The sequence below is a fragment of the Prosthecodimorpha staleyi genome, assembly GCF_018729455.1.
GTDB lineage: Bacteria > Pseudomonadota > Alphaproteobacteria > Rhizobiales > Ancalomicrobiaceae > Prosthecodimorpha > Prosthecodimorpha staleyi.
In genome coordinates, this window is record NZ_JAHHZF010000009.1 from 228,069 (window position 1) to 244,484 (window position 16,416).

General features: G+C 69.4%; 13 protein-coding genes. All 13 read left to right on the forward strand.

All coding sequences use genetic code 11. The annotated features are described in order from the left end of the window. Window positions 1-105 precede the first annotated feature (105 nt). A complete protein-coding gene (locus KL771_RS18985) occupies window positions 106-954 on the forward strand; it encodes a fumarylacetoacetate hydrolase family protein (protein ID WP_261970091.1) in 849 nt (282 codons plus the stop codon). Continuing rightward, window positions 954-3,041 carry a hydantoinase/oxoprolinase family protein gene (locus tag KL771_RS18990; protein WP_261970092.1) on the forward strand — a complete coding sequence of 696 codons (2,088 nt, stop codon included), beginning with the start codon at window positions 954-956 and terminating at the stop codon, window positions 3,039-3,041. Before KL771_RS18985 ends, KL771_RS18990 begins: the two co-directional genes overlap by 1 nt. Beyond that, window positions 3,038-4,927, forward strand: coding sequence for a hydantoinase B/oxoprolinase family protein (locus KL771_RS18995; RefSeq protein ID WP_261970093.1), 1,890 nt, complete (start codon window positions 3,038-3,040; stop codon window positions 4,925-4,927). The genes KL771_RS18990 and KL771_RS18995 overlap by 4 nt, the downstream gene beginning before the upstream one ends. A gap of 98 nt (window positions 4,928-5,025) precedes the next feature. Next, a complete protein-coding gene (locus KL771_RS19000; protein WP_261970094.1) occupies window positions 5,026-5,880 on the forward strand; it encodes an IclR family transcriptional regulator in 855 nt (284 codons plus the stop codon). A 25-nt stretch (window positions 5,881-5,905) separates the two neighbouring features. Continuing rightward, a complete protein-coding gene (locus KL771_RS19005; RefSeq protein WP_261970095.1) occupies window positions 5,906-6,862 on the forward strand; it encodes a dihydrodipicolinate synthase family protein in 957 nt (318 codons plus the stop codon). 74 nt (window positions 6,863-6,936) lie between these two features. Then, complete coding sequence (locus tag KL771_RS19010; protein ID WP_261970096.1) at window positions 6,937-8,121, forward strand: ABC transporter substrate-binding protein; 1,185 nt, start codon at window positions 6,937-6,939, stop codon at window positions 8,119-8,121. 204 nt (window positions 8,122-8,325) lie between these two features. After that, a complete protein-coding gene (locus tag KL771_RS19015) occupies window positions 8,326-9,201 on the forward strand; it encodes a branched-chain amino acid ABC transporter permease (protein WP_261970097.1) in 876 nt (291 codons plus the stop codon). After that, window positions 9,198-10,172 carry a branched-chain amino acid ABC transporter permease gene (locus tag KL771_RS19020; RefSeq protein WP_261970098.1) on the forward strand — a complete coding sequence of 325 codons (975 nt, stop codon included), beginning with the start codon at window positions 9,198-9,200 and terminating at the stop codon, window positions 10,170-10,172. The genes KL771_RS19015 and KL771_RS19020 overlap by 4 nt, the downstream gene beginning before the upstream one ends. Next, entirely contained in the window at window positions 10,169-10,891 is a 723-nt protein-coding gene (locus KL771_RS19025) for an ABC transporter ATP-binding protein (protein ID WP_261970099.1), read from the forward strand. Before KL771_RS19020 ends, KL771_RS19025 begins: the two co-directional genes overlap by 4 nt. After that, window positions 10,884-11,579, forward strand: a complete 696-nt coding sequence (locus KL771_RS19030; RefSeq protein WP_261970100.1) for an ABC transporter ATP-binding protein — start codon at window positions 10,884-10,886, stop codon at window positions 11,577-11,579. Before KL771_RS19025 ends, KL771_RS19030 begins: the two co-directional genes overlap by 8 nt. Window positions 11,580-11,791: 212 nt before the next feature. Next, the gene (locus tag KL771_RS19035) at window positions 11,792-13,879 is read left to right on the forward strand and encodes a hydantoinase/oxoprolinase family protein (protein ID WP_261970101.1); all 2,088 of its coding nucleotides are present in this window, start codon (window positions 11,792-11,794) and stop codon (window positions 13,877-13,879) included. Next, entirely contained in the window at window positions 13,876-15,666 is a 1,791-nt protein-coding gene (locus KL771_RS19040) for a hydantoinase B/oxoprolinase family protein (RefSeq protein WP_261970102.1), read from the forward strand. Before KL771_RS19035 ends, KL771_RS19040 begins: the two co-directional genes overlap by 4 nt. Next, a complete protein-coding gene (locus KL771_RS19045; protein ID WP_261970103.1) occupies window positions 15,663-16,415 on the forward strand; it encodes an SDR family NAD(P)-dependent oxidoreductase in 753 nt (250 codons plus the stop codon). Before KL771_RS19040 ends, KL771_RS19045 begins: the two co-directional genes overlap by 4 nt. Window position 16,416 lies beyond the last annotated feature (1 nt).

The window sequence follows — 16,416 nt, forward strand, 5'->3', positions numbered from 1 at the left end:
ACAGCTCCCGGCTCTCTGATCAGCATTGGGTTACACCGTTACCATAACGACGTTAGCTTCTTGCGGCGAGCCATCGATGCGCAGGAGGCAGGGGAGGCCAGAGGCATGCGCATTGCCCGAATTCAGCAGGACGGCACCAACCGGCTGGCGATCGACGCCGGTAGCGGGCTGAGGCTCGTCATCGATACCGATCTGCCGGACGATCCGCTGGCGATCCTGGCCGATCCGGCCCTCACGGCCCGCGCCGTCGCGGCCGCGACCGGCCCGGCGATCGACGAAGCCGCCGCAGCCTTCCGCCTGCCGCTCGCCGTGCCCGGCCGGATCTTCTGCGTCGGCCTCAACTATGCCGACCACGCCAAGGAAAGCCCCTACGAGAAGCCCAACTACCCGGTCTATTTCCTGCGCGTCGACACCGGCCTGATCCCGCACGGCGCGCCGATCGTCCGTCCGCTGGTCTCGACCCATCTCGACTTTGAGGGCGAAATCGCGGCCGTCATCGGCACCGGCGGGCGCAACATCCCGATGGAGACCGCGCTCGACCACGTCGCGGCCTACACGATCTTCAACGACGGCTCGATCCGCGACTACCAGTTCAAGGGGCCGCAATGGACCCTGGGCAAGAATTTCGACGAGACCGGCCCGCTCGGCCCCTGGCTGGTGCCCGCCGCCGACCTGCCGCCCGGCATCAAGGGCCTGCGCCTGCAGACCCGGCTCAACGGCCAGGTCGTGCAGGAGGCCAACACCGACGATCTGCTCTTCCCTGTGCCCGAGGTGATCGCGCGCCTCAGCGAGGCGGTGACGCTGAAGCCCGGCGACGTGATCGCCACCGGCACGCCGGCCGGCGTCGGCTTCGCCCGCAAGCCGCCGCTGTTCATGAAGCATGGCGACGTGGTCGAGATCGAGGTCGAGGGCATCGGCATCCTGCGCAATCCCGTCCGCGACGAGGTGCGCTGATGGCCGCCGCCAGCACCGCCGCGACGCTCCGGATCGCCGCCGATGTCGGCGGCACCTTCACGGACGTGGCCATCTTCGACGAACAGACCCGCCGCATCCGCCTGGGCAAGACGCTGTCGACCCCGGCGCGTCTGATCGACGGCATGGCGCATGGCGTGACCAAGGCCGAGGGCTCCTTCGCGGATGCGCATCTCTTCCTGCACGGCACCACGGTGGCGATCAATGCCCTTTTGGAGCGCAAGGGCGCCCGCACGGCGCTGATCACCACCAAGGGCTTCCGCGACATCTACGAAATCGGCCGGATCAACCGGCCGGAGGCCTACAATCTCTTCTTTCGCAAGCACCAGCCGCTGGTCGAGCGCGCGCTGCGCATCGAGATCGACGAGCGCATGACGGCGGAGGGCGATGTGCTGCGGCCCCTCGTCGATGCCGAGATCGAGGCAGCGGCCGATCGCCTCGCGGCCGAGGGCGTCGAGGCGGTGGCGGTGCTGTTCCTGCATTCCTATCGCAACCCGGCTCACGAGGAGCGCGCGCAGGCGATCCTGCGTCGCCGCCTGCCGGGCGTCTTCGTCACCGCATCGCATGAACTCTCGAAGGAATATCGCGAGTTCGAACGCACCTCGACGGTCGCCGCCAACGCCTATGTGGGGCCGCGCGTCCAGCACTATCTGGCTGAATCCAATGCCTTTTTGGCCGAGGCCGGCTTTCCGGGCACCTTCCTGATCGTGCAGTCGACCGGCGGGCTCTATGATGCCGCGCAGGCGAGCCGCGAATGCATCCGGATGCTCGAATCCGGTCCCGCCGCCGGCGTCATCGGCACCCGCCGGCTGTGCGCCGCCATGGGGCTCGACAACGCCATCGCGTTCGACATGGGCGGCACGACCGCGAAGGCCGGCGTGATCGTCGACGGGGTCGAGCTGACCTCCAGCAACGTCCTGATCGGCGGCTACGCCGAGGGTCTGCCGATCCAGATCCCGATGATCGACATCGAGGAGGTCGGGACCGGCGGCGGCAGCATCGCCCGTGTCGTGGCCGGCCATGCGCTGCGCGTCGGGCCGGAAAGCGCCGGCGCCCAGCCCGGCCCGGTCTCCTACGGCAATGGCGGCACGCTGCCGACCGTGACCGACGCCAATGTGGTGCTCGGCCGGCTGGCGCCCGATCTCTTCCTCGGCGGCGAGATGCCGCTCGACCGCGACGGCGCGGCGGCGGCGATCGCCGAGCATGTCGCCGGCCCGCTCGGCATCGACACGATCCAGGCCGCCGACGGCATCATCCGCATCGCGGTCAGCCAGATGGCCAATGTGGTCAAGCGCGTCACCACCGCGCGCGGCCTCGACGTGCGCGATTTCGCCATGGTCGCCTATGGCGGCGCCGGCCCGCTCCACGCCACCCTGGTGGCGCGCGAACTGCAGATCGGCCGGGTCGTCATCCCGAACGCGCCGGGCCATTTCTCGGCCTACGGCATGCTGGTCTCCAATCTCCGCCGCGATTTCGTCCAGACCCTGTTCGCCCGGCTCGACCAGGCGCCCTTCGACGTGTTCGACACCATTTTCGCCGACATGCGCGGGCGCGGCGAGGCCGAGATCCGGGCGGCGGCGGGCGGGCCGGTCGCGGTCGACTTCGTCCAGTCCGCCGACATGCGCTATGTCGGCCAGGAGCACGCGGTGGAGGTGACGATCGCGCGCGACCTCTTCGACCGCCGCGACATCGCCGGCATCAAGCGGCGCTTCGACGAGGTTCACCAGCAGCGCTACGGCTACGCCTCGCCGGACGAGCGGGCCGAGATCGTCAGCCTGCGGGTCTCGGTCGTCGGCGAGATCGACAAGCCGAACCTCGCCCCGATCGACCGGGCTGGCGATCCCTCGCCGGAGGTGGCGCTGATCGATCGGCGTCCGGTCGAATTCGGCGTGCTCGGCGGGCGCATCCTGACGCCGATCTACCACCGCGACCGCCTGACCGCCGGCCATGTCGTCGACGGCCCCGCGCTGATCCAGGAATATGCCTCGACCACCGTCGTCGCCCCCGGCGACCGGGTCACGGTCGATGCCCTCGGCAACCTGCAGATCGAAGTCGAGACCAAATCATGACCCAGGCCACCGCCGCCGACCCGATCGTCACGGAGATCATCCGGAACGGATTCATCGCCACCACGGAGGAGATGAAGACCAACCTGATGCGCACCGCCTACAATATGATCATCTACGAGGCGCTCGACTTCACCGTCGGGCTGTTCGATCCGGACGGCAACACCATCTCGATCGGCATCGGCCTGCCGATGTTCATCCGCGGCATGAGCGAGACCATCAAGGCCAAGATCCGGCATTTCGGCAAGGATGGCCTGGAACCGGGCGACGTGCTCCTGACCAACGACGCCTACACGACCGGCAGCCATCTCAACCACATGACCTTCTCGGTGCCGATCTTCGCCGACGGCGAGCTGATCGGCTTCGCGGCCTGCATGGCGCATTGGCAGGATATCGGCGGCACGCTCGACGGCATGACGCGCGACATCTATTCCGAAGGCCTGCAGATGCCGATCGTCAAGGCTTGGCGGCGCGGCGTGCCGAACGAGGAGATCCTCTCGATCATCCGCATGAACGTGCGCATGCCCGAGCGCGCCATGGGCGACCTGAAGGCGCAGGTGGCCGCGGTCCGCACCGGCGAGAAGCGCTTTCTCGAACTCGTCCGCAAATACGGCAAGGCGACCGTCGCCGACGCGATCTCCTCGATCTTCGACCAGTCCGATGCGCTCGCCCGGGCGAGCGTCGCGCGCATCCCAGACGGCACCTATGAGGCCGAATCCTTCATGGACGACGACGGCGTCGAACTCGGTGAGCGCATCCCGATCCGCGTCAGCGTGACGGTGGCGGGCGACCGGATGACCGTCGACCTGACCAACGTCTCCGACCAGGTCAAGGGCTTCTACAATTCCGGCGAAACCGCCGGCCGCTCGGCCGCACAGGTCGCCTTCAAGTGCATCACCTCGGGCCTGGACCTGCCGATCAACGACGGGACTTTCCGCTCGCTGGAGGTGATCCTGCCGTCCGGCAAGGTGGTCAGCGCCGAGCGGCCCGCGCCGATGCGCTGGTGGATGACCTATCCGATGACCATCGTCGACACGATCTTCAAGGCGCTCGCGCCGGCCGTGCCGACCCGCGTCATCGCCGGCCATCACGCCGATCTGGTCATCGCCATGATCAACGGGCGCCACCCGCGCGACAACGGCTTCTACGTCTATCTCGGCGGGCTGATCGGCGGCGGCTGGGGCGCCAAGTTCAACGAGGACGGCATGAGCGCCACCGTCGCCATCAACGACGGCGACACCCATAACGGACCGAGCGAGCAGGTCGAGGCGAAGTATCCGCTGATCGTCGAGCGTTATGCGCTGCGCCAGGATTCCGGCGGCGCCGGCAAGCAGCGCGGCGGGCTCGGCACCGAGCAGGTCGTGCGCGCGCTCGGCGACATCATGTTCAACGCCCAGATCGACCGCGTCGATTGCCGGCCCTGGGGCCTCTTCGGCGGCCTGTCCGGCTACGGCAACGAAGTCGGGCTCGAACGCGACGGCGAGCCGGTTCGCTATCCGACCGGCAAGGTGCTGGCCCAGCATCTCAAGAAGGGCGATGTCTACACGCTGCGCTCCGGCGGCGGCGGCGGCTACGGCAACCCGCTCGACCGCAAGCTCGACGATGTCGAGCGCGACGTGGCGCAGGGCTATGTCGGGGCCGAGGCGGCGCGCGAACTCTACGGCGCGGTGCTCGATCCGGCGACCGGCCGAGCCGACCGCGTCGCCAGCGCGGAGCTCCGGGCGCGGATGCGCCGGGCCGGGCTGCCGCACGACAAGCCCTTCGCCCGGGACGACGACGGTCCCTGCGGCTGCGCGCGCTGCCTGGTCTGGCCGAGCCCGGACCGGACCGCCGAGGCGGTCAACCATGCGGTCGCGGCGGCCGGCCTCGGCGGTTTCCGCTGCTGTTGAGGCGGCTTCCGGCTTTGGCCGGAGACCGCGCCGTTGCCCGCCAGCACGGGGAGGCGGCAGGATGCGACGCCCTGCCGTCTGACGAAGAGAGGACCGCCATGCCGACCGCCAGCCCATTCCGAACCGGTCAGAGCGAGAAGGTGTCCGAGGACATCATCGTCTCGGTCGAGCGCGCCTTCCGCATCGTCGAGATCATGGCGGATTCGACCGTCGGGCTCGGCATCTCGGAGGTCGCCCGCCAGCTCGGCGTCAACAAGGCGATCGCCGTCAAACTCCTCGACACGCTGTCGCATCTGGAGCTGGTCTGGCGCGACGAGGTCAGCCAGACCTACCAGCTGACCTACCGGATCAGCAATCTCGGCCTGCGCCAGCTGCAGAAGAGCCGCCTGCTCGACCAGTCGGCGGTGCCGCTGAAGCAGCTCGCCGAGCATTCGGGCGAATTGGTGCGGCTCGCCATCGTCGAGACCACCGAGCGGCTGACCTGGATCTATGCCGTCGCCGGTCAGACGCGCTCGGTGCGCATCGACCCGAACTATTCGCTCGAGATCGTCCTCAACGCCCATGCGATCGGCAAGGCCTGGCTGTCGACCATGCCGTTCGAGCGCGCCTGGGGGCTGATGGAACGGCAGGGCCTCACCCGGCTGACGCCCAACACCAAGATCACCCGCACTGACCTCAAGGCCGATCTCGACCTGTCGCGGACGCGCGGCTTCGCCACCGCCTACGAGGAGCAGGAGCTCGGCGTCGGCGCCATCGCGGCCCCGATCGTCATCCCGTCGCTCGACGGCTCGCCGGAATGCGTCGGCGCCGTCAGCCTCGCCGCGCCGACCAACCGCATGACGCGCGAGGCGCTCGAAGCCTTCGCGCCGGTGCTGATCGAGACCACCGAGAAGCTCGGACGCATCTGGCCGCTCGAGCGCCGCAGCCTGCGCCCGGCCTGGCGCAAGATCTGAAACGACAAGAAAAGGGGGAGACAGGATGGCAAGGCGTCACGACTACCGACCGCACGGGGTGATCCCCGCGGTTCTGCTGCCCTTCCACGACGATCTCTCGATCGACGAGGCGAGCTTCCGGTCGCATCTGGCCGATGTGGCGGCGACGCCCGGTCTCTCGGCGCTCACCATCAACGCGCATTCGACCGAGGTCGCCTCGTGCAGCTTCGACGAACAGCGGCGGGTGCTCGATGTCGCGCTCGACGCGGTCGGTGACCGCATGCCGCTGGTCAACGGCATCTGGGCCGACGGCAGCCTGCAGGCCGCCGAGATCGCCCGCATGGCGACGGCCGGCGGGGCCTCGGCGCTGCTGGTCTTCCCGCCCGCGCCCTTCACGCTCGGCCAGTCGGCCGACATGGTCGTCGAGCATTTCAAGCGCATCGCCGATGCCAGCGATCTGCCGATCATCGCCTTCCAGTATCCGCTCGCCACCGGGCAGGGCTATCCGCGCGACACGCTAACGCGCCTCATCGCCGAGGTGCCGAGCGTGGCGGCGATCAAGGACTGGTGCGCCAATGTCCAGCAGCACGAGATGCATGTGCGCCTGCTGCAGTCGGCAGCGCGCCCGGTCAACGTACTGACGACCCATTCGGCCTGGCTCCTGAGCTCGCTCGTGCTCGGCTGCAACGGCCTCCTGTCGGGCAGCGGCAGCGTCATTCCCGACCTCCAGGCGCAGCTCTTCGAGGCCGTCCGGGCGAACGATCTCGCCCGCGCCCGCGCCCTCAACGACCGCATCCATCCGCTCGCCAGCGTGTTCTACGCCGAGCCCTGGGTCGACATGCACAACCGCATGAAGGAGGCCCTCGTGCTGCTCGGCCGCCTGCCGCGCGCCGCGGTGCGGCCGCCGCTCGTCAAGATCGGCGCGGCGGAAATCGACCGGATCCGGGCCGCGCTCGTCCGGGCGGGCCTGCTCGATGGAACGACCGGAAGACCGGTCGGCTAGCCGGGAAATCCGGCCCAAGACCTGAAAACCAAGAAAATGAAGTCCGAAAATCGGCTCAACGGGAGGAAATCACCATGCACAGGACAATTGCCGCCGCCGGCCTCGGTCTGGCGCTGATCGCTTCGCAGTCCGCGCAATCCGCAGCTCAGGAGGCCGTCAAGATCGGCTTCGTGACCGAATTGACTGGCCCCTGGTCGTTCTTCGGCACCGCCTGCGTGGCGGGGCTGAAATTCGCCGAGGCGACCCTCAATCCGCCCGGCAAGCGCAAGATCGAATTCATCCAGATCGACAACCAGACCCAGCCGACCCAGGCGGTCGCGGCGGCGCGCAATCTCGACATCCAGAGCAAGGTGATCGCGCTCAGCGGCCCGACCAGTTCGGATACGGCGCTGGCCATCTACGGTTATGCCGAGCAGAACAAGGTGCCGTTCCTCGTCCCGGTCGCCGCCTTCCCGCAGCTGACCAAGCCCGGCACGCGCTATTCCTTCCGCATCGAGCCCAATGCCGCCGGCTGGGGCTATGCCATCGCCGAATTCGTCGCCCAGCAGAAGCCGGGCGCCAAGATCGCGCTGATGCATTCCGACTTCGCCCTGATGCGCGCCATCTCGGCCGGCCTCAAGTACCAGGCCGCCAAGAAGGGGCTGAAGATCGAGCCCGAGATCGTGTTCCCGCAGGGCTCCAACGACGCCACCGTCCAGGCCGCCCAGGTGCTGGCCGCCAATCCCGACTATGTTGTCGTCGTCGGTGCCGGCGGCTTCGACAACACGATCACCAACCAGCTGCTCGATGTCGGCATCAAGCCGGAGAAGATCATCCACCCCTACGGCATGGCGACCCAGGTCAAGGGTTGGGGCAAGCGCAGCGTCGGCTCGCTCTATGGCACCTTCTTCGATGCCAATCTCGATACCGTGACCGCCGAGGGCCGCAAGTTCATCGACGACTTCAAGGCCCAGAACAAGCGCCTGCCGTCCTATGTCGAGAACTACTGCTACGTCACCTCGCAGATCATCCGCGAGGTGATCGATGCCGACCCGAAGGCCGGCGACGATCGCGAGGTCTTCCGCAACACGCTCTCCGCGCTGAAGAGCAAGGAAGTCACCTCCGGCATCCCGATCGAGTTCGACAAGAACGGCGCCCGCAAGGAATACATCTACTTCATGCAGATCCAGGATGTGGGCGAGGTCGAGTACAAGTCGAAGCCGGTCTTCACCACCACTTGGGACCCGGAGATCATCCCGGTCTACGATCTGGTCAAGTGACCCGCAAAGGGATCATCCGATCCGTAAGGGATCGGATGATCCCCCGCATGATTTTGTTTGCGCAAGCTTTTTCCGATCGGAGCGGGCCGGCCGCGGCGGCGCGGCGGATCGGCCGGCGCAACAAGCTCCGTCTTCATCGCGGCGGGTCCTTGGGCCCGGTCGCGGGGCTCCGAGCCCCGCCGCCGGGCCGGACCGGGGGTGTCCATGCCGACCGAACTCGTCCTCATCTCCACGCTCTTCACCGGCCTGATGCTCGGCGTCATCTTCTCGCTTGTGGCGGCGGGGGTGACGATCATCTACGGCAGCATCTGGATGCCGAACGCCGCCAACGGCCAGTTCTTCCTGCTGGCCGCGCTCGCCCTCTGGTCGGCCGCGGTTTCCTGGGGGCTGCATCCGGTCGTCGCCGCGCTCCTGGTCATCGGCGCCAGCGTGCCGGCCTCGCTGCTGCTGGAACAGGTTCTGATCCGCCGCTTCTACGACGTGCCGAACCGCAACGTCTCCTATTTCGTGCTCAGCCTCGGCATCACGCAGATCCTGGCCGGCCTGTTCTCGGTCACCTACGGGGTCTGGAGCGACCAGTTCCAGATCCCGCCGCTGATGGCCGGCATCACCTTCCTGGGGCCCTTCCCGGTCTCGAACAGCCGCCTGGCGGCCCTCGTCACCGGCGTGGCGCTGTTGGCGGCCCTGTTCGCGCTGCTGCGCTATCACAAATACGGCCGCGCCATCCGGGCGGTGTTCCAGAACCGCGACGCCGCCTCGCTGCGCGGCGTCAACGTCCGGGCGATCTACCGGCTCTCCTTCGTGCTCGGCAACCTGGTCGTGGCGGCCGGCGGCGTGCTCTACGCCTTCGCCTATTCGTTCGACCTCTCCGTCTCCTGGTCGATGTCGATCACCGCCTTTGCGATCATGATCATCGGCGGGCCGGGCTCGGTCGTCGGGGCGGTGGCGGTCGGCATGGTGTTCGGCTTCACCCAGGCGATCGTCAGCGCCTTCGCCAGCCCGACGGTTGCCACCTTCTCGTATCTCGGCGCGATGCTGCTGATCCTGCTCATGAAACCCTCGGGGCTCTTCGCACGATGACCGACGCCCTCCGCAAACACGGCCGCGGCCTCGTGGTCTTCGCTGCCGCCGCCTATGCGCTGCCGCTGCTGCTGGCCGGCAACCGCTACTTCGCCTTCATCGGCGGGATCGCGCTCCTGCATGTCGTGTGGACCGCCGGCATGAGCCTGCTCTACGGTTATGCCGGCCTGATGCCGCTGATGTTCGCCGGCATTGCGGGCATCAGCGCCTATGCGGCGGTCGGCCTGATGGCGGCGGGCTTCTCGTTCTGGACGGCGCTGCCGATCGCCGCGCTGTTCGCCGCCCTGGTCGGCGTCGGGCTCGGCCTGCCGGCGCTGCGGCTGAAGGGCTTCTACTTCACGCTCTGCTCGCTGGTGATCCAGACCGTGATCACGCTGGCCTTCGTCTATTTCGTCAACCTGACCAACGGCGACACCGGCATCTCGCAGATCGCGCCGCCGGCCTGGTTCGGCGGGCCGCTGCAGGGGGTCGGCTTCGATCTCGTCCTGGCGACGCTGGCGGTCGGCGCCATGGTGGCGCTGGTGCTGATCGTCGAGGCGCCCTTCGGCCGCCGGCTGGTGGCGGTGCGAGAGGACGACGAACTGGCCGAAATGCTCGGCATCGACGTGGTCCGCCAGAAGCTCGCCGCCTTCTTCGTCGGCTCGCTCTTTGCCGCCGTCGGGGGCGCCTTCTACGCGCCCTATGTCGGCTTCGTATCGCCGCGCAGCTTCGACGTGCTGCTCAGCCTCAACATCTGGCTGATGGTCGCCTTCGGCGGCCGCGGCACGATCTGGGGCGCGGTCGTCGGCACGGTGCTGCTGGCGCCGCTGCCCTTCCTGCTGCAGGACTATTACAAGGTGAAGGACGTGATCTACGGCCTGCTCATCATCGGCGTGATCGTGCTGCTGCCGGGCGGCATCCTGGGCGGCCTCGGCGGCCGCGCCGCCGCCGGCACGAAGTCCCCGGGCCTCAGACGCAAGGAGGCCGCATGACCGGCCGCGTTCCCCTGTTCGAAGCCGAAGACATCGTCATGCGCTTCGGCGGCGTGGTCGCCCTGCGCAAGGTCAGCGTCACCCAGTTCGAGGGCGAGACGCTGGGCATGATCGGGCCGAACGGCTCCGGCAAGACGACCTTCGTCAACGTCGTTACCGGCCATCTGGCGCCGCAGGAAGGCCGGGTCCGCGTTGCCGGCGCCGAGGTCACGAGGTTCCGCCCGCACCGGATGGCCGCCGCCGGCATCACCCGCACCTATCAGGCGGTGCGGGTGTTTCGCGAGCTGACCGTCGCCGACAACATCGCCACCGCCACCGTCGACGCGCCGAACCGGATGGATGCGGACGAGATCGCCGCGACGCTCGACTGGCTGCAACTCGGGCACCGCCTGAACGTGGCGGCCGGGTCGCTGACGCTGTTCGAGCAGCGGCGGCTGGAGATCCTGATGCGGCTCGTCCAGCGAGCCCGTCTGATCATGCTCGACGAGCCGGTCGGCGGGCTTTCCGCCACCGAGGTCCGGGCGATGCTGCAGGTGCTCGGCGACCTGCGCCGGCGCACCGGCCTGTTCGTCATCGAGCATGCCATGAAGGTGATCCGCGAACTCGCCGACAGCGTCGTCGTCATGCTGGCGGGCGAGAAGCTGATGCAGGGGACGCCGGCCGAAATCCTCGCCGACAAGCGTGTCGTCGATCAATATTTGGGGCGGGCGCATGCTTGAGATCAGCAGCTTGACCATTCGCTACGGCGCCTTCCTGGCGGTCGACGGCCTCGACATCGTCATCGGCAAGGGGGAGATCGTCGGCCTGATCGGTCCCAACGGGGCCGGCAAGACCTCGACCGTCAAGGCGCTCGGCGGCCTCATCAGGCCCGCCGCCGGGCGCATCGCCTTTCGCGGCCGCGATCTCGCCGCCGTGCCGGCGCATGAGCGCATCACCCTCGGCCTGTCGATCGTGCCCGAGGGAAGGGGAATCTTCGCGCGCATGTCGGTGGAGGAAAACCTCCTGATGGGCGCCTATGCGTTCGACGGCGCCAACAAGGCGGCCCGGATGCGCCGGGTCTACGACCTGTTCCCGATCCTGGCCGAGCGCCGCTGGCAGGCGGCCGGCACCATGTCGGGCGGCCAGCAGCAGATGCTCGCCGTCTCCATGGGGCTGATGGCCGAGCCCGAGATGATCGTCCTTGACGAACCCTCGCTCGGCCTCGCGCCGATCGTCATCGAGGAGATCGGCAAGGCGCTGATCCGCCTGCGCGAGGCCGGCGTCACCGTGTTCCTGGTCGAGCAGAACGCCACCCTGACCGCCGACGTGTCCGACCGCATCTATGTGATGAGCAACGGCACCGTGCTGCACCACGGCACCGCCGAAGAGATCACCCGCAACGAGGACATGCTCGGCGCCCTGCTCTGAAGGCCGCGGGGGTCGCAGATGGCCGCGGCGAGGTGGAATGCGATCGCGGCACGGGTCGCCCAAGGAAGTGGCGGACTGCCGAAGGATCGTTCGCTCTGTGCGCCGCCGGTCTTGGCAAGCCGAGCGGTTGCGGCCCCGCGCGCCGCGGCTCCGGCCGCCCTCCGATGGCACGATGCATGCTTGTTGCATGGCATGCAAGTCGGAGGGAGAGCATGACCTACCGGATCGCCGTGGACATTGGCGGCACGTTCTCGGACGTGGCGCTCGAGCGCGAGGACGGGTCGATCGCGATCCACAAGGCGCCCTCGACGCCGGACGATCCCGTCGCGGGCGTCCTCGCCGCGCTCGATGCGGCCGCGGCCGCGGACGGCACCAGCCGCCGGGCCATCCTCGCCGCCGCGGAGGTCTTCATCTACACCAGCACCAAGGCGATCAACGCCATCGTGACGGGCAGCGGCGCGCGGACCGCCTTCGTGACCACGGCCGGCCATCCCGACATCCTGCTCCTGCGCGAAGGCGGCCGGACCGAGCCCTTCGACTACACCGTGCCGTTCCCGGCCCCGCTGGTCCCGCGACGCCTGACCTTCCAGGTCGCGGAGCGGATCGATGCCGCCGGCCGCATCCTGGCGCCGCTCGATCCCGTCGGACTGGAGCGGCTGGCGGAGGCGGTGGTGCGCGAGCGCATCGAGGCGGTCGCGGTCTGCCTGCTCTGGTCGATCGTCAATCCGGCGCACGAACTGGCGGTCGGCCGCTTCCTGGCCGAACGCTTCCCGGACCTGCCCGTCACGCTCTCGCACCAGCTCAATCCGTGTCTGCGCGAATACCGGCGGGCCTCCTCGGCCTGCCTCGACGCGGTGCTGAAGCCGTTGATGACGGCGCATCTCGCCGCGTTCGAAACGCGTCTGCGGCAGGAAGGCTTCACCGGGACCGCGCTGGCCGTCACCTCCCAGGGCGGTGTCGTCCCGATCGCCGCGATGGCGCGGGCGCCGATCCATGCGCTGAATTCCGGCCCCGCCATGGCGCCCGTCGCGGGCCGTGCCTTCGCCGAGGCCGATGCCGGCAGCGCCACCGCGGTCGTGATCGACACCGGCGGCACCACCTTCGACGTCAGCCTGGTCGCCGACGGCCGGTTGCCGGCGACCCAGGAACTCTGGATCGGCGGGCGCTATCGCGGCCACATCACCGGATTTCCCTCGGTCGACGTGTCGAGCGTCGGTGCCGGCGGCGGCTCGATCGCCGGGGTCGACGAGGGTGGATTGCTGCAGGTCGGCCCGGCCAGCGCCGGCGCCGTGCCGGGTCCGGCCTGCTACGGCCGGGGCGGCACGGCCGCGACGGTGACCGATGCCGCGCTGGTCCTCGGTTATCTCGATCCGGCCGGGTTCCTGGGCGGGCGCATGCCGCTCGACGCCGCGCTCGCACGCGCCGCGATCGAACCCTTGGCGGCCGCGCTCGACATCGGGATCGAGGACGCGGCCGCGGCAATCCTGGAGGTCGCCGGCGAGCAGATGGTCCAGGCGATCGAGGAGGTCACCATCCGGCGCGGCGTCGATCCGGCGCGCGCCGTCCTGGTCGCCGGCGGCGGCGCGGCCGGCCTCGGTGCGATCGAACTGGGGCGGCGGCTCGGCTGCCGGGCGGTGCTGTTTCCCGCCATGGCGCCGGCCATGAGCGCGGTCGGCGCCCTCCTGTCCGACATGCTGCGGGAGGTCCGGGTCACGCGCTTCGCGCGGCTCGACAGCCTCTCCGGCGCGGATCTCGCGCAGATCGGCGAAGACCTGTCGGCGCGGCTCGCCGCCGAGACGGCGGGCGACGGCGCCGAACCGAGGCTCGAATATTTCCTGGAGGGTCGCTACGAACGGCAGATCTGGGAGATCGAGATCCCACTCGGCGCCGGCATGCCCGGGCCCGGCGACCTGGCGGCCATCCGCGCCGCCTTCGACGCGACGCATGCCCGGCTCTACGGCATCGGCGACCCGCGCTCGGCCGTCGAGGTGGTCTCCTGGGGGCTCCGGGCACGCACGGTGCAGCGTGCCGGGCGGGACCTGCCGCGGGCCGAAGCCGAGCCGCCGCGCCCCGGATCCCGCCGCCGCCGCGCGGTTTTCGCAGGGATCGGGGCGATCGCCGTCCCGGTGCTGACGCCGGCCGATATCGGCCATGCGGTGCCAGGGCCGCTGATCGTGGAATCCGCCTACACCACCATCGTGGTCCCGCCCGGCGCCGAGATCGGCGTCACGGCGCACGGGCTGATGGCGACCATCCGCCAAGCGAGCGGCGAAATCGGACCCCGGGAGGCCGCAGCATGACCACCACGCCGCTCGTCCGCCGCCATCATCGCGACCCGGTCGCGCTCGCCATCCTGAAGAACCGCTTCGAGGCGATCGCCCGCAAGATGGCGCATACGCTCCTGAAGACCGGGCGGTCCGGCGTGCTCAACACGGCGCGCGACTTCTCCTGCGGGATCCTCACCGCCGACGGCGAACTGGTCACCGGCGCGGAGTGCTATCCGATCCACGTCCTGCGCGGACCGGACCTGATGCACGCCACCATGAAGGCGTTCCATCCGGATCTGCGCCCCGGCGATGCCGTGCTGCACAATTCGCCCTATCACGGCAACACCCATGCGGCCGACCACGCCATCATGATCCCGGTCTTCGACGACCGGGGCCGGCATCGGTTCACCACGCTCGTCAAGGCCCACCAGGCCGATTGCGGCAACTCGATCCCGACCACCTATGTCGGCACCGCGCGCGACGTCTACGAAGAGGGCGCCGTGATCTTCCCGGCGGTGCTGGTGCAGCGCGACTACCGGGACATCGACGACATCATCCGGATGTGCGAGATGCGCATCCGCGTGCCCGAGCAGTGGCGCGGCGACTATCTCGCGGCGCTGGGCGCCGCACGGATCGGCGAGCAGGAGCTTCTGGACCTCGGTGCCGAGCGCGGCTGGGATGCGCTGGAGGACCACACCCGGGCCTGGTTCGACTATTCGGAACGCCGGATGGTCTCGGCACTCGGCCGCCTGGCGTCCGGGCGCGCGGTCGCGGCAGGCACCCACGACGCTATTCCGGGGACGCCGCCCGGCGGCATCCGGGTGCAGGCCGACGTCACCATCGACGCCGGGGCAGGGCGCGTGACGATCGACCTGACCGACAATCCGGACCGCATGCCGAACGGCCTGAACCTGTCGCAGGGCTGCGCGCTGTCGGCCGCGATCGTCGGCATCTTCAACTGCATCGACCATACCGTGCCGCCCAATGCCGGCAGTCTGCGCCGCATCGAGGTGAAGCTGCGCGAGAACTGCTGCGTCGGCATCCCGCGCCACCCGACCAGCGTCTCGGTGGCGACGACCAACCTCTCGGACCGGCTGAGCTGCGCGGTCCAGCGCGCCGTGGCCGAGATCGATCCGCGCTTCGGCATGGCCGATGGCGGGCCCCCGTTCCCGCCCGTGGCCGGCGTGCTGTCGGGCTTCGAACCGGATACCGGCGCGCCCTACTGCAACGGCATCCTGTTCGCCGGCAGCGGCGGCCCCGGCAACCCGTATACCGACGGCTGGGTGACGCTTCTGTCCATGGGCAATGCCGGCATGCCGCAGATGCATTCGATCGAGGTCGCCGAAATCCAGCACCCCATCGTGATCCACGATCGCGCCATCGTGCCGGATACCGGCGGCGACGGACGGCGCCGGGGCGCGCCGGGCACGCTGACACGCTTCGGTCCGACCGCGGCCCCCGTCGAGGTCGGTTATGTCAGCGACGGCACGGTGCATCCGGCCGAGGGCGTCGGCGGCGGACTGCCGGGCGGGCCGTCGCGCCAGTGGCGGGTGAGGGCGGACGGGAGCGAGGAAATCCTGCCGACCTACGGACAGGTGGTGCTGCAGCCGGGCGAGAGCCTGATCTCGATTACGGCGGCGGGCGGCGGCTGCGGCGACCCGCTCGAGCGCGAGGTCGAGCGGGTGGCGGAAGATGTCGCCGAGGGCTGGGTGACGCCGGCGCGGGCGCGGTCCGTCTATGCGGTCGTGTGCGCGGCGGACGGAACGCTCGACCCGGCGGCGACCGCCGCGGAGCGGGCCGCCCGGAGGGCCGCGGCATGAGCGGCCGTCTCGCAGGGCGCATGGCGCTGATCACCGGCGCAAGCCGCGGCATCGGCGCCGCGACGGCACGCGCCTTCGCGGCCGAGGGCGCGGACGTCGCCTTCTGCCATGACGACGACGACGAAGGCGCCGAGGCGGTCCTGGCCGCCATCGCGGCGGCCGGGCGACGCGGCTTCGCATGGCGGATCGACATCGGCTCCGAAGAGGCCTGCCGCGACCTCTTCGCCAAGGCGGAGGCCGCGCTCGGACGGGTCGACATCCTGATGAACAATGCGGGAGTGAGCGAGGAGGCGCTGGTCGAGGACATCTCGATGGCCTCGCTGCGCTGGATGCTGAGGGTCCATCTGGAGGCGACCTTCCTGCTGTCGCAGCTCGCCTACCGGTCCATGAAGCCGCGCGGCGCGGGACGGATCATCAACGTCACGTCGCAGCTCGCCTACAAGGGCGCGCCCGGCCTCGCCCACTACAGCGCTGCGAAGGCCGGGGTGGTCGGCTTCACGCGCGCCTTCGCGCAGGAGGCGGCGCCGCACGGCGTCCTGGTCAACGCCATCGCGCCGGGCCCGATCGACACCCGCCTCAACGACACCCTGTCGCCGGAATGGAAGGCCTGGAAGATCGGCGGCCTGCCGTTGCGCCGCTTCGGCCGGCCGGAGGAGATCGCGCCGACCGCCGTGATGCTGGCATCCGCGGACGGCGACTTCTATGTCGGGCAGACGCTGTCGCCGAATGGCGGCGACGTCTTCCTGTGAC

Coding starts and splice junctions, on each gene's coding strand:
- KL771_RS18985 (WP_261970091.1), top strand. CDS start 106: ATGCGCATTGCCCGAATTCAGCAGGACGGCACCAACCGGCTGGCGATC.
- KL771_RS18990 (WP_261970092.1), top strand. CDS start 954: ATGGCCGCCGCCAGCACCGCCGCGACGCTCCGGATCGCCGCCGATGTC.
- KL771_RS18995 (WP_261970093.1), top strand. CDS start 3,038: ATGACCCAGGCCACCGCCGCCGACCCGATCGTCACGGAGATCATCCGG.
- KL771_RS19000 (WP_261970094.1), top strand. CDS start 5,026: ATGCCGACCGCCAGCCCATTCCGAACCGGTCAGAGCGAGAAGGTGTCC.
- KL771_RS19005 (WP_261970095.1), top strand. CDS start 5,906: ATGGCAAGGCGTCACGACTACCGACCGCACGGGGTGATCCCCGCGGTT.
- KL771_RS19010 (WP_261970096.1), top strand. CDS start 6,937: ATGCACAGGACAATTGCCGCCGCCGGCCTCGGTCTGGCGCTGATCGCT.
- KL771_RS19015 (WP_261970097.1), top strand. CDS start 8,326: ATGCCGACCGAACTCGTCCTCATCTCCACGCTCTTCACCGGCCTGATG.
- KL771_RS19020 (WP_261970098.1), top strand. CDS start 9,198: ATGACCGACGCCCTCCGCAAACACGGCCGCGGCCTCGTGGTCTTCGCT.
- KL771_RS19025 (WP_261970099.1), top strand. CDS start 10,169: ATGACCGGCCGCGTTCCCCTGTTCGAAGCCGAAGACATCGTCATGCGC.
- KL771_RS19030 (WP_261970100.1), top strand. CDS start 10,884: ATGCTTGAGATCAGCAGCTTGACCATTCGCTACGGCGCCTTCCTGGCG.
- KL771_RS19035 (WP_261970101.1), top strand. CDS start 11,792: ATGACCTACCGGATCGCCGTGGACATTGGCGGCACGTTCTCGGACGTG.
- KL771_RS19040 (WP_261970102.1), top strand. CDS start 13,876: ATGACCACCACGCCGCTCGTCCGCCGCCATCATCGCGACCCGGTCGCG.
- KL771_RS19045 (WP_261970103.1), top strand. CDS start 15,663: ATGAGCGGCCGTCTCGCAGGGCGCATGGCGCTGATCACCGGCGCAAGC.